General features: G+C 60.1%; 11 protein-coding genes. 2 read left to right on the top strand and 9 right to left on the bottom strand.

Features of this window, described 5'->3' with window-relative positions; all coding sequences use genetic code 11:
- Window positions 1–172: 172 nt before the first annotated feature.
- Window positions 173–376, top strand: coding sequence for a cold-shock protein (locus tag CCGE531_RS29230; RefSeq protein WP_120670352.1), 204 nt, complete (start codon window positions 173–175; stop codon window positions 374–376).
- A 433-nt stretch (window positions 377–809) separates the two neighbouring features.
- On the opposite strand, the gene CCGE531_RS29225 is transcribed toward CCGE531_RS29230, so the two are convergent.
- Genes CCGE531_RS29225 through CCGE531_RS29195 form a run of 7 tightly spaced genes read right to left on the bottom strand, consistent with a single transcriptional unit; the run spans window position 810 to window position 8,143 of the window.
- On the bottom strand, window positions 810–3,170 hold the full coding sequence (locus CCGE531_RS29225; RefSeq protein ID WP_120670350.1) for a glycoside hydrolase family 3 C-terminal domain-containing protein: 2,361 nt from the start codon (window positions 3,168–3,170) through the stop codon (window positions 810–812).
- A gap of 32 nt (window positions 3,171–3,202) precedes the next feature.
- Window positions 3,203–3,682, bottom strand: coding sequence for a MarR family transcriptional regulator (locus CCGE531_RS29220; protein ID WP_120670348.1), 480 nt, complete (start codon window positions 3,680–3,682; stop codon window positions 3,203–3,205).
- A 55-nt stretch (window positions 3,683–3,737) separates the two neighbouring features.
- Window positions 3,738–4,334: an isochorismatase family cysteine hydrolase gene (locus CCGE531_RS29215; RefSeq protein ID WP_120670346.1), complete on the bottom strand. Its 597-nt coding sequence runs from the start codon at window positions 4,332–4,334 to the stop codon at window positions 3,738–3,740.
- Window positions 4,335–4,336: 2 nt separating this feature from the next.
- Window positions 4,337–5,386 carry an ABC transporter ATP-binding protein gene (locus CCGE531_RS29210; RefSeq protein ID WP_120670344.1) on the bottom strand — a complete coding sequence of 350 codons (1,050 nt, stop codon included), beginning with the start codon at window positions 5,384–5,386 and terminating at the stop codon, window positions 4,337–4,339.
- Window positions 5,373–6,152, bottom strand: a complete 780-nt coding sequence (locus CCGE531_RS29205; RefSeq protein WP_120670342.1) for an ABC transporter permease — start codon at window positions 6,150–6,152, stop codon at window positions 5,373–5,375. Before CCGE531_RS29205 ends, CCGE531_RS29210 begins: the two co-directional genes overlap by 14 nt.
- A 10-nt stretch (window positions 6,153–6,162) precedes the next feature.
- Entirely contained in the window at window positions 6,163–7,077 is a 915-nt protein-coding gene (locus tag CCGE531_RS29200) for an ABC transporter permease (protein ID WP_120670341.1), read from the bottom strand.
- Window positions 7,067–8,143, bottom strand: coding sequence for an extracellular solute-binding protein (locus tag CCGE531_RS29195; RefSeq protein WP_120670339.1), 1,077 nt, complete (start codon window positions 8,141–8,143; stop codon window positions 7,067–7,069). The genes CCGE531_RS29200 and CCGE531_RS29195 overlap by 11 nt, the downstream gene beginning before the upstream one ends.
- 39 nt (window positions 8,144–8,182) lie before the next feature.
- On the opposite strand from CCGE531_RS29195, the gene CCGE531_RS34520 reads away from it, so the two are divergent.
- Complete coding sequence (locus tag CCGE531_RS34520) at window positions 8,183–8,437, top strand: hypothetical protein (RefSeq protein ID WP_162944072.1); 255 nt, start codon at window positions 8,183–8,185, stop codon at window positions 8,435–8,437.
- An 82-nt stretch (window positions 8,438–8,519) separates the two neighbouring features.
- On the opposite strand, the gene CCGE531_RS29190 is transcribed toward CCGE531_RS34520, so the two are convergent.
- Together CCGE531_RS29190 and CCGE531_RS29185 are read right to left on the bottom strand one after the other, a co-directional pair.
- Entirely contained in the window at window positions 8,520–10,757 is a 2,238-nt protein-coding gene (locus tag CCGE531_RS29190; protein WP_120670337.1) for a trehalase family glycosidase, read from the bottom strand.
- 17 nt (window positions 10,758–10,774) lie between these two features.
- The gene (locus CCGE531_RS29185) at window positions 10,775–13,459 is read right to left on the bottom strand and encodes a carbohydrate-binding protein (RefSeq protein WP_120670335.1); all 2,685 of its coding nucleotides are present in this window, start codon (window positions 13,457–13,459) and stop codon (window positions 10,775–10,777) included.
- Window positions 13,460–13,461: the final 2 nt, after the last annotated feature.

Raw genomic sequence — 13,461 nt, 5'->3', positions numbered from 1 at the left:
GCCGACATATGCCATCCCGCCTGGTCCACAATCAGGATGGCATGGGCTTCGTTGGCGACGTTTCGAGATATCTCGACCAAAGCCACCTGCATGCTCACCGTTGATCGATCAGTGATGGCGCTGTAGCTTCCACTTCGCAATTTGGACGAACGACACAAGGATAAGGTCTCTCATGCCAACGGGTACGGTTAAATTCTTCAACGACGACAAGGGGTTCGGCTTCATAACGCCTGAGAATGGCGGCCAAGATGTATTTGTTCACGTGTCTGCCTTGCAACGCGGTGGTTCGCTCCGGGAAGGCAATAAAGTCAGCTTCGAGGTCGGACAGGATCGCAAGACCGGAAAGTCGAAAGCTGAGAACGTCTCGGTGCTCTAATCAACGGTCGTAGATTTCCCAGCCTGTCCAGGTAGGCTGGGCTTCGCGTGAAGATACCATTGCAGGCCAACGCGAAGGCGCTGAATATCTGCGCGCGGCCTTTTAGGGTGTAGGGACTGCGTCGTGCCTTCGCTTTTCCCACTCAGCCGAGGCACAATGTAGAGCCAATTCCGTCTACCGCGAAGGAACGTTGCTCGAGTGAGCTCCTCTCGCCTTGATGGGACACGAACCAGCCTATCCTTGATCATTCAACGACCAAGTCACTGAAAACATTAAAAATGCGGCCGAAGACGCTATTATGGAACAGGAAGGTCACCTGAAGAATGTTGCCTTTTACGCAGTGATGACCTTTTTCGGCATTATAAGGAATAATAGATCTTCTTTGACCACCTCTCTGCCTGGCCGCCGGTCGTTCGGATCAAGGCTCGCCTCGTCATTGCATATCCTTGTCATGGTCGTCGTTTAAGCGCACGAAGATCCGGGCGATGTCGCTCTCCTTGACGCTATCGCCGACATACCAACTCAGCGTGTCGTAGAAGCCGAGGAAGGACCCTTTCGTCTTGGCGAGAAGTGCCGTGGCTTCGACCTCCGAAATGGAAAGCGCCGTGACGATGAAATCGACAAGGGCAGCCTCCGCCTTCGGATGAGAGAAGACGATCGCAGTTGGCGAGTTGGGTAGGATGACGGGCAACGCGGCGGCTTCAGGGCGACACCTCAGGATGGCGGACAGACGGATATCGCGCGAAGAAGCGGCGGCCTCGATCTCGAAGGCTTCGGCATCCAGAACCCAGGCGGAGCGCGCCGTGTCGAAATAGCGGAAATCGCGCGACGTCAGCGTGAAACACACCGTCTTCGCCTCGCCCGGCTGCAGATCCACCTTGCTAAAGACCTTGAGTTCGCGGACCGGCCGTCTCAGGCCTGGCGCATGCGGGCGCACATAAAGCTGGACGATTTCCTTACCGGCGACCGGGCCGCTATTGCGGACGGTGACCTGCACGGTGCACGTGGTATCTACGCCAATTTCGGCCTGATCGATCTCGATCATCTCATAGACGAACGAGGTGTAGCTGAGCCCATGCCCGAAGGGGAATGCCGGGGCAATCGCCTTAAGATCATAAAACCGATAGCCGACGAAAATGCCCTCGCTATAGGGATGATGGCCTCGCTCCCCCGGATAAGTGTGCCATCCCGGAATGTCCTGCACGCGAACCGGCATGCTGGCCGATAGCTTGCCGCAAGGGTTCTGCTCGCCGAACAGGATGCGGGCCAGTGCCTCGCCACCGCCCTGGCCGGCGTAGAAACTGGCCAGCACGGCATCGACATCCTCGATCCAGGGCATCTCGACCGTGTCCGGCATCGAGAGCACGACGATCAGCTTGCGACCTGTCGCCGAAAGTGCCGCGATGAGAGCGTCATGACTAGGGGCAAGCTTCAGCGAGTGGCGGTCGTTACCTTCGCCATTCAGGCTTGGCTCGTTCTGGGCAAACACCACGACGACATCGGCGTGCGATGCGGCGTCAACGATCGCGTCGACCGAAGCCGACGAGCCCACTTGCGCGGATGATGAGAAAGGCTGGTGCCGAACTTTGAAGCCCTGTCCCGCCCGCGCGGAGATTTGAGCGAATGGACTATCCACCTTGTAGGGATTCGTGGTGGCCGAGCCCGACCCCTGGATGACGGGAGTAAGCGCGCCATCACCAACGATCAGGAGGTTGCCCAAGCCAGCGGGATCAAGAGGCAGCGCCCTGCCTTCGTTGCGCAGCAATACGATCGATTCCGCTGCGATGTCGCGCGCCAGTGCATGGTGTGCTTCAAGGTCCGCCTTGATACCGCGCCGCTCGTGCGTCTTGCATTTGGCGACCAACGACAGAACCCTCATGCAGGCCGCATCGATGACCTCGGGCTGAACATCCCCGACTTCGACCGCTGCAAGCAGGCGCGCCTTGCGCGGCCGGCTTTCCGGCATGTCGAGATCGGTGCCGGCATTGAGCGCGGCTCCACGATCCTTGATCGCATGCCAGTCGGACATGACCAGGCCGTCATAACCCCATTCCTCGCGCAGCACCGATGTCAGCAGCCAATGATGTTCGGCAGCCTGGATGCCGTTTAGCGGATTATAAGCGCTCATCACCGTCCACGGCGCGCTCTTTTCGGCCGCGCGTTCGAACCCCGCCAAGTAGATTTCGCGCAGGGCCCGCTCGTCGACATCAGAGCTGGTGGTCGTCCGCTCCATTTCGGAGTTGTTGCAGGCAAAATGCTTCAGCGAGGAACCTACGCCATTATCTTGCAGTCCCGAGATGACCCCAGCCGCGATATCGCCGCTGATGACTGGATCTTCGGAGTAATATTCGTAGGCCCGGCCCGCCAGCGGCGTGCGCCTGATGTTGATGCCGGGCCCAAGCAGCAGGTGAACACCGAAATCCTGGCATTCGGCCGCCAATGCGGTTCCCATGCGGTAGGCCAGATCGACATCCCATGAGCAGCCAAGCAGATTGCCGTTCGGAAAACACGTTGCCGGGCGGGTGGTACCGAACATGCCGCCCGATCCATCGCCCTGTTGGCCCACAACGTCTAGGAATGCCTGCAGACTATCTTCGTCGTTATCGCCGGCATCGATCTGGGTCGTCGAGTACCGGACACCGTAAGCGCCGTCGGTCATCACAACCGAAGGAATATCCAATCTTTCAATTGCCGCCGTCTTCCACAAGCCGCGCCCACTTAGAAGATCGACCTTCTCGGCAACCGTCATCTGGTCGACAAGCGACTGGATCTCGTCCTCGCTGGGGTTGAACATGAGGTTCTCCGATTTTGACAATCCGGCGTCTGTCAGCTGATTTTCTGAAGGAGTTCCATCAGCATCATCCGCTCGGCAAGCGTCAGGGTGCTCAGTGTTTCCTGCGAAATCCGCAGTGCGACCGCCAGGTTGCGAGCGACCATCGCCTCGCCGTCCGGCGTCAGGGTCAGCACCAGCCGTCTCGCATCGCTCGCATCGGGCGCGGTGTGGACCAGCCCGCGCTTCACAAGACGATCGACGACGCCTTTGATGGTCGCCATATCCATGGCGGTCTCGCGCCCGAGATTTCCCTGCGAACATGGCTGGAGGTCCTTGAGCCTGACCAGCGCCGCCCACTGGGTGGTGGTCAGTTTTTCCGCCATGAGGCTGGCAAAGATTGCCACGTGACGCTGGTTCGCCAGCCGCAGATAAAAGCCGATCTGCTCACCAAGCGCATACTCGGCCTGCTGGCCGTTGGCCTCGGGCGCGGCTGCCTTTTTCCTGGCAACCTTGTCTTTGAAGGGGACGTCCATGGGGTCTCTCAAATCTGCTTCACCGTCGTGATGACAAGCAATCGCGTTGCCGAATTCAGCCTCGCCACAAATTCAGGATGGTTTTTGTCGACAAAATTTCAATCTGCTCCGTAAGCCTCGCCGCCAGGATGTCGATGACCATGGCGTGCGCCTTCATGTCGCCGCTTGCCAGTGCATCCTCGGCCAGAATGACCCGATAGCCGGCATCCACAGCATCAAGAGCGCTAGCATAGACGCAAACATCGGTCTCGACGCCGGAGAAAATCAGCGTATCGATTTCTGATCCTTGCAAGCGCGCAGCAAAAGCTGGCGATCCGAAGATCGAGTAAGTTCCCTTGTCGACGATGGAGCTGGGGCTGGCGATCGCCGCAAGCGGCGCGACGAGATCCAGCATGGCGACGTCGAGTTCATCCAGCGTCACCGACGACCAACGGCGGTAGTAATCTTTCCAGCGGCCCTTGGCCGCTTCGGCGTTCTGCGGAACGGCGAAGCGGGCAAAGAGGGTCTCTGCCGGTCGCGCTTTGCTAAGCGCCACCACGTTTGGAAGAATGCCTGCTATCGCCGGCGTATGCCACGCCGTCTCCTCGGCAAACAGGCGTTGCATGTCGATAACGACATGCAACGTATTTTGAGAGAGCGGCGCGGGCGTCATGATCAGTCTGCCACCGGAACGGTGTGTTCCGGACCCCAGCTCAGGGTAACGGTGTCGCCATCGCTCAGGACCTTGCCGTCGCGGTTCTGCGCGAACAACTTCAATGGCAACCCACCGGGGCCTTCAAGCAGATAGGAAAGCACGGGACCTGCATAGATGACCGTCGTGATCCGTGCCGTCAGGCTATTGCCATCTGTCGGGCCGGACACGATCGACATCTTTTCCGGGCGGACCGCGAGCGTCACTTTCGAGCCGCTTGGCGGCAACGTCCCCGTGGTCTTGACCAGCTTGCCGTCGGCAAGACGCACGGCGCCGTTCTCGACGGTCCCCGACAGGAAGTTTGAATCGCCAAGGAATTCCGCCGCGAAGCGTGTCAGCGGACGTTCATAGACGGTTTCCGGGTCGCCGATCTGGACGATGCGGCCTTTGTCGAGAATGGCCACCTTGTCGGATAGCGTCAGTGCTTCTTCCTGATCATGGGTGACGAAGATCGTCGTCAGGCCGCTCTCGCGCTGTATGCGTAGCAGTTCGACCTGCATCTCCTGGCGAAGGCGGCGGTCGAGCGCCGACAGTGGTTCGTCTAGCAGAAGCACGCTCGGCTTGATGACGATGGCGCGGGCGAGCGCGACGCGCTGCTGCTGGCCGCCGGACAATTGCTTGGGCGTGCGATCGCCAAAGCCCGGCAAACGCACCATCTCGAGAGCGCGGTCGACCTCCTTGCGGGCGGCAGCGCCCTTGATGCCGCGGCGCTCGAGCCCGAACGCCACGTTCTGGGCAATCGTCATGTGCGGGAACAGCGCGTAGGACTGGAACATCATGCCGATGTTGCGGCCCCAGACGGGTACGTCGGTGACATCATTGTTGCCGATGGTCACGACGCCCTGGTCCGGCTTGATGAAGCCCGCGACGATGCGCAGCAGCGTTGTTTTTCCGGAGCCGGAGGGCCCAAGGAGGCTGGTGAAGGAGCCTTCGGCGAACTCCGTGGTAATATCGGACAGGACCGGCGTGATGCCATAGGTCTTGGCGACGGAATTGACTTTAACGTTTGTCACGGGTGTCTCCGGGCTTGGCGAAGCGCGCAAAAATCAGGATGATCGTCATCGAACCTAGGAGAAGGACGGTCGAGATCGCGTTGATCTCAGGGGTGAAGCCCTTGCGGATCGAGGAGTAGATCTGCACCGGCAGCGTGGTGTAGCCGGGCGTTGCGAGGAAGTACGAAATAACGAACTGGTCGAGCGACACGGCAAACGCGAACAGCGCGGCGCCAAGGATACTCGGATAAAGCAGCGGCAAGGTCACCGAGAAGAACGCATGAACTGGTGTCGAGCCGAGGCTCATCGCCGCTTCTTCCAGGTCCGAGCGAATGGTCCTGAAACCGGTGCCGACGACGAGGACCACATAAGGGATCGCAAGCGCCACGTGGCCGATCAGCAGCGCATGCATACCGCGCCCGATACCGCTCCAATAGAAGAAGATCAGCATCGCGGTGCCGGTGATCAGCCACGGAATGGCGATCGGCGGCAGCAGCATCAGTTGCAGGAAGCTCTTGCCGCGGAACGTCCGCCGCGACAGCGCCACCGAGGCCATGGTGCCGAGCGCCGTCGCCAGCACGGCGGTGATCGAGGCGATGATGATACTGTTCAAGCCGGCGGTTAGGAGCACGGAGTTGTTCCACAGCGCCTGGTACCATCGCACCGAGAAGCTGAACGGCAGTTCGTAAAGCGGCGAAGCGTTGAAGCCCATCGCCATCATCACGAGAATGGGCGTGTAAAGGAAGATCAGGATCGCGATGAGATAGACACGTCCAAGCGGTTTCATGATCTTCTCCTCAAGCTGTCGTGCCACGGCGCAGAACGCCGGAGAAGGTTGCGAAGATTGCAAGCACGACGGCGAGCAGCGTGAAGGAGAGCGAGGCGCCCAGCGGCCAATTGAACGCCTGCGTGAACTGGTCCTCGATCACCGTGCCCATGGTTACCCCGACACGACCACCCAGGATGCGCGGCTCCATGAACGAGCCGATGACAGGGATGAAGATCAGAACGGAGCCGGAAATGAGGCCGGGAGCGGCGAGCGGCACAAGAATCTTGAACAGAATCGTCCACCAGCGCGCGCCAAGGCTTGCAGCGGCCTCGATTATCGCGTCGTCGATCGCGACAAGGGCGATGTAGCAGGTCAGGATCATGTAAGGTAGATAGCCGTGGACCAGACCGACCACGATGGCATATCGCGTATAGAGAAAGCCTATGGAGCCGACATCCGGTGCGATCATGTGCAGCAGATTGTCGAGGAAGCCGTTTTCCCGGAGCACCATCGTCCACGAAAAGACGCGCACCAGGCCATTGGTCCAGAATGGTAGAAGAATAAGGATCAGCAGCATCTCGCGCGTCTTGCCGAAGGTCGAACGGACAAGCGACACGGCGGCCAGGAAACCGAGAACAGCGCAAAACAGCGTCGTCCAGAAGCCGATCAACAGCGACGTGATGCCGATGCCGACCAGGTAGGGCTGATCGATGAAAGCGCGATATTGCTTCAGCGTGAAGACGATCGGGGCCTTGCCCATCGGTGTCGCCGACATGAAGCTGAACACAAGCATTGTCAGCAGCGGCAGGAAGACTGCAAGCGTCAACCAACCATAGGTCGGAAGCAGCAAGGCGGTCGCCGAAACCCAAGACGGGAGTGCGCCCCGACTGCGCGGACCCGAAGGCCCGCGCTCCGACGCCAATGTCGCTTGATTACTGTGCATAGAAGGCTTTCACTTCCTGCCATACGTTGTTGAAGGCTTCCCGGCGATCATCCGGAATGCCCGAGACGATGCCCATGGTCTTCAGGTATTCAGGCTTGTGCACCTGGCGGCTCAAGTCATCCGCCGGCAACGCCCCCAGAGCGGCCGAGTTCGACGAAGCCGGCGCGCCGACCTTGGTTGCCCATTCCACGTAGAAGGTCGGATCGATCATCCAGTTGGCGAAAGCGAGCGCGCCATCGACATTCGGAGCCGAAGCCGGGATGCCGAGGCCATCCACCCAGCCGATGCCGCCTTCCTTGGGAACAACGAACTGAACAGGAAGCTTCGAGTTGCGCTTGGAGCGCACCGAACCGCCTGACCAGAAGAGGGAGAGGTCGAATTCCTTGGCCGCGAACGACTTATTCCACTGATCCTCGGTGGACCAGAGAAGCTTGACGTTCGGCTTGATCGACTTCAGCGCGGCCGTAACCGCGGCAAGGTCCTTCGGATTATTGATATCCTGGCCGCTCATCAGCGCGCCGACACCAACGTTGATGATGGCATCGTCGTCCATCGCGACGCGGCCCTTGTAGGCGGGATCCGCCAGAACCGCATAGCTGTCTGGAACCGGCATGCCTTCACGAATGGCGAGCGAGGTCATGCCCCATACCCACGGAACCGCGAAGCCCTTGCCGTCCTTGTTGAAATTCGGATTGGAGCGCAGGTTCTCGTCAACGGTCGAGGCGTTCGGAACCTTGCTGAAATCGATCGGCTGCAGCAGGTCTTCGGCAACGGCCTGGGCGCAGCGCGCGGCGTTGAGAACGACGAGATCGTAGGCGCCAGGATTGGTGCGCAGCTTGGTCAGCATTTCCGATTCCGAGCTATAGTAGTCGTGAACGACCGCGATGCCGGTCTTCTCGGTGAAAGCCTTCACGGACCAGGCTTCGTCCGTGCCGTAACCCTGCCAATTCAGGACAGTGATGGTGCCAGCCGAAAAGGCCTTGCGTGGCAGGCTGGAGAAACTAACGCCGGTGACAAGCGCTGCGGACATCAACTTCATCGTGTTGCGTCTGGTGAGTTCAGTCATTGTGGCACCCCTCTGGAATATACACGGTTATGGACGATCGTGACCGCGGTCAGCGACCTCGACGGATCGGCAGAGCCGAAAACAGAAGACATGCTGAGCGCACATCAAACCGTTTGTATACAAACTATAATCAGAGAAGATCGAATGCTCGAAGCGCACGATTTCAGGTCGAGCAAAAGCCTGCGCCGCCAAAAGGCGACACATCGCTTTGCCATCGACACAAAAGCACCCAGCTTCAATAATGGTCCGCTTAAATCATTCGATTGTCAGCAGACCTTCAGTTCAACCCTCTGATTTTAGCAATCAGTCTTTTACTTTTTTTATTTGCATACAAACTATCAATGACGATTTGACAAGTGTCAAGCGCTACCTTGCCTCAGCCTGCGTTCGCAGCGGAAAAATAGACGTCAAGTCGGCGCTCTTCGTCGCTCTCCGCAATCGTGAGGCGCAGCCCGTCAGCACTTGCACGATAGCCGATATCATGCCCGTCGAGACGGACAGCAAGGACGTTGCCGTGCTCTAGGCTCGGCAGGTCGATGTAGCCGGCTGCATCGACAGGTGCGACAGTGCAGGAAAGCCGCCCATCGGTCATCACGATGCGCGAAAGCGTCGTTCGCAGGTCGGTCCGCAACATTGCTCGACCATTGAGCGTCATAGACAACTGGCCAGCCTCGCCCCGCAGATCCAAGGTTCCCAACGGCGAAACCATCGGCCCCGCCGCCAGATCGCGGCCCGTGTTACGGACGGTAAAGCCTGTCCATGGATCGAAGTCGACAATTTCGCCCGCCGCCATCAACGGCAGCATTGCCGCCCAGATGTAGAAGGGATCGGTATCGCCCTGATCCATCGCCTCGCCCGTTACGGCATTATAATTTTCAGCGGCGATGCGATCCGTGCGCCAGGATTTCATAAAAAGGTCGTAGCTCTGGCTTGCGAGCTTGCTCGCTTCCGCCATGAAACCATAGCGCCGCAAGCCAAGCCAGACCATGTAATTGACATTCGGCCAGATACGGCCACGCCAGTAAACGTTATCGGCGAAGGCAGGGTCGTCGCGCGTCGCATTCGGCAGCACGAAATCGCCGCCGAACGTCGTCTCGTCGCTCAGATGCTCGAGCAGACGCGCGGCCTGCGCCGGTGTCGCCGCACCGCACAGCAGCGGATAAAAGCTGGTCGGTGACAGCGAACGCACGAATCCGCCGCTCCGCTGGCGATTGGCGAAGATGCCGCGTTCCTCATCCCACAGTGTTTCGGAGATCAGTATACGCTGGCGCTCAGCCAGGGCCGCGAATTCGCTGGCGTCATCGTGCTTGCCGAGCACGGCGGCCATTTTCGACAGCATTTCGGCGTCGAGCGCTGCAGCGCAATTCAAGCCCAGATCAAATGTCGACAGCGTACGGGTGAGAGGATCGTAAATCGCCTCGTCATGCGTGGCAGAATTGTCCATGCCGGTTTCGTTACGGGCAGCGAACGCAGTCCCCTTGTAGAGACCTTCACCCACATCGGACGTGCCGCACGACAACAAACCGAAGCCATCGGGATCGCGATTGTCCTGCCACCAGCGGCGGTTTCGCGCGAGCGCGTCGTAATTCGCCTGGATCATCGATCGTTCGCCGGTGCGCTGATAAAGCTGCCAGGCGACGAGCGCACCGAACGGCAGCTGGGTTCGATCGACCCAGGCATCATTGGAGGTGACGATGCAGGCGATATTGCCCTGCGGCGTGGCGCTGGCCATGGCCGTCGCCATATTCTCGCGCGCCAGATCGGCATCGAACACGCCGGCAAGCAGAGCCGCGAAAATCTGGTCATTGAACCACACGGCGAATTTTCCGAGGTTCCAGATGCGCGTTACAGCGGTGTAGGAACGCGCATTGGTTTCGTCCCAGATGGTGTTCCACGCAACGACGTCACGCATCGCGTCCAGTGCGCCGTCGAACACGCCTGTCTGCGCGTCCGCGAGTTCAGCGGGCGAACCGGCCGCAAGGCACGCCTGCGCCTTGGCGATCGCCAGTTCGGCGCTGTCGGCAACGCCGGCCCCGTATGCGCCCTGGCGCATCATTTCGAGATTGAAACGCAGAGCTATGACAGGGGCCTCGTTCTTTCGCGTCGCCGTATAGAAGTAGCCGTTCTCTTCGAAGTCCGCCCGCAACGCATCGATGGCGTCGTGGCCGGTCACGTGGACCGGCGCTTCGGCGGTCGCGACCGCCACGAAGCGCGTACCGACCTTCAGGAGCGTGATGTTGCGGCCTGCGTCATGGATCGCGACTTCACCGCCATCGGCGGAGATCGCCAATGTCAGCCAGAACCGCAGCCCCCATTCGGCGCAGACCTTGCCGTTCCAGCTGCCCCGAATGGCGAAAGGATCAGTCTTCGTCGTCGAAAAGGCGACCGTGGTTCCGCTGAAGTCGGTCTCCAGCTCGATCAGCGAGCCGTCGATGGCGTGACGACCAAGGCGGACCGTGTCGCGCCGAGGCTCGATCGCGGAGGTCGTCTTGCTACGGGTCGAATACAGAACCGGAGTGATCCGGACGCCAAGCGGCAAGAAGACCATTTCCGCAGGCCGGGTGGACCAGCTGTTCCAGGCGCGCATCAGGGGGATTGTCGAATGTTGTAGCATGGCTCTGTAACTTCCGGTCAGTGTATCAACGGGATGAGTTTCGGTGCTGCGGACAGTCCGCTTTTATCGACAGTGTCACCGAGATATGGCGTATCGGCGTAATAGCGGTTCGCCGCCGTGTTGGCGACGCGCAATTCCAACGAATGGACGCCGGGTTGCAGTCGCCCCAGCGAAAAACGATAGGGCCGCCAGCCAAGTCGATCAACTTGCCGGCCATCCAGTCGGGCGGCGACCACAGTCGCCACCTCGGGCAATTCAAGAAACCACTCGGCCTCGTCGCCGATCTCCAACGCCAGCCGGTAGATGCCGGTGCCTGAGAATTCCGCGAAACCCTGCATCTCCCATCCGCTCTCGACGGAGATCGGCACGAAATTGGTGTCGCCCTCCGGCGCGAAACTCCAGCCCTCGACGAGAGAGATCGAGCGCGCAAGATCGAGCGGCGGCCGCGTTGTGAGATGGCCCGCGCCTATCGCGCGCTCCGTCGTTTGACGCAAGCGCAGGCAGCGCACCTCTTGCGGCTCGAGCGTCACAGTCAGACGATTGAAGGCAGCTGCTCGCTCCGTCTTGCCGGTCGCCGCGGACCAGACTTCGCAGTCGAAACCGTCACCGAATGAAATCTCGCTGATCACGGGCATTGCGCCGTCATTGAATAGAACGATCCGCCACCAGCCATCGGCTTCGTGCCCTATCCATTGCCAGGGCATCTCCACGGCGCGACCGGCGATGACAGGACCGAACGACGGCAGCGCTGCCAAAAGCGTTTCGATGTCACTGCTGCCGGGTATCCGATCGATATGCATCGACACCACCGCATCCATGCGAATGGCGGCGTCGCACACGGTCGACAGGCGATCGCCCGAGGACACGACCACACCGCCGGCAGCGCTGAAGGCGTTGAGCACCCGCACTGTTTCCCCCGTTTGCAGCACAGACACCGATGGCAGGATCACGGCATCGAAAGCGAGCCCCGATACCAGCATGCGGCCGCCGTCGATCCTGGCTTTGATCAGGTCGGCCTCACTTACGAACATGAAGTCGCAACGTTTGGCGAGAAGCCCTTCGCACCACGCGCCGATATGGGTGGCGTGACTGTGACGTGGACCTTCGGCGAAGGCTGTCTGAAGCGGATAAAGGATCGCCATCGGCGCGCGCGGCGTTGCCGGCTCAATGAAGGCCGAAATGCGCGCGGTCTCCTGTGCGAAAAGGTCGTGATAGCTCCACCAGGGCTCGAAATTGATGCCCGGCCCGAAATCGAAACGGGGATTGGCGAATGGCGTCGGGTCGTGGTCGCGCCCATCGGTCTGGTAGACGCCGTGCCACAGAAACTGGCGGGTGCCGAGGCAATAGAGCCGGATCGCCTGCGCCCGCATCGTTTCCAGCGTAAGCTCCCATTGCCCGGCGGCGCGCACCGGAGTCCGCTCGGCGCTGGCATAGGTTTCGACGATACAACGGCTACGGCCATTGGAGCGGGCAACGGAATCGCCGATTTTGGGCGCAAGCTGGGCGACAAAATTGTTGGAATCGACCGCTGTTTGATGACGGTAGGCATCGATGCCAAAGAAGTCGACGGCAAGCGCCACCCGGGGATCGATGCTGGTGAAGCCACCGTTCAACGACCAAGAGCTGATGTGGGGCAGAATTTCATGGCCGGTGAGCTCAATGCACCGGCTCTCGGCCCATCCGCGCAACGTTCCGAAGAAGGCCTCGTTCATCAATCCCGAATAGGCGGCATAAAATCCCGCGCGCAGTTGCAAGGTCGCGGAGCCAACGTCGTGCACCAAGGCCAGCAAGGCTTTGGCAAAAGATTCTCCGGTCCTGCTCGACACAGCACCGATCAAACTCGGTGCGAACAGCAGGCTGTTGCCGAGACTGCCGCGGATCTGATCCCACTTGTAGAAGCCCGCCGCTGGCTGGTCGTAAAATACGAAGCTGACGGGATCGGGCACGAGGTCTCCAAGCATTTCGATCAGCGGATCAAGCCCAACCGCGATGAACCGCTCCGCCGCCTCCGGCAGAAGATAGTTGATCAACCGCGATGTAGTCGACCGGGCGCTGACGAACACGGTCAGCATCTGGCCGTCCCCGACCGTTCCGTCGAACGCATATACGCAGGCAGCATCGACGCTGTCGACGATAGAGGTCCGCGCGGTTACGTCGACCACCTCATCGAGGCTCTCGATAGTCGCCGACGAATGAAGTAGCGCGGCTGCGACGGTCCATTCGCACCATTTGACGACGCTTCCTTCATATTGCCATTCGATGATATCGGCGCCCATCATCCGCGTGAATGGCGGATGGATCCCGCTGATCTCGCCCCGTGCCGTTCCCGAGGACGACCAGAACAGATGGCGCTCGCGCAAGTCGTCGCGACCAGCGACGGTGCGGCCGCCGGCGTGTCCGCTGATCCAGTTGTAGTCGTCGTAGATCCCGAGCTTCAGCCCGAGCCTCGCGGCTATTCCGGCAGCTGTCCGATAGGCTTCCAGATAGGCCGGCGACAGATAGTCTTCGCGAGACATCGCAAGCCGCGCCTGGATCAGGATCGTGCCGATCCCCTTCAGCTTGAAATCGCTGAGTTGGGCGAGGCAGACCTCTTCCGTTGGAATTGAATGCCAGAACCAATAGGCGGATGGACGAAAAGCAGCAGTCGGGTTCTCGAACAGGCCGCGATGATCGATATCCGTTCCGGTTCGGATCTGTTCCAAGT

Source organism: Rhizobium sp. CCGE531 (assembly GCF_003627795.1).
GTDB lineage: Bacteria > Pseudomonadota > Alphaproteobacteria > Rhizobiales > Rhizobiaceae > Rhizobium.
The sequence above is the reverse complement of the archived record's forward strand: the minus strand, read 5'-3'. Positions and strand labels throughout refer to the sequence as shown.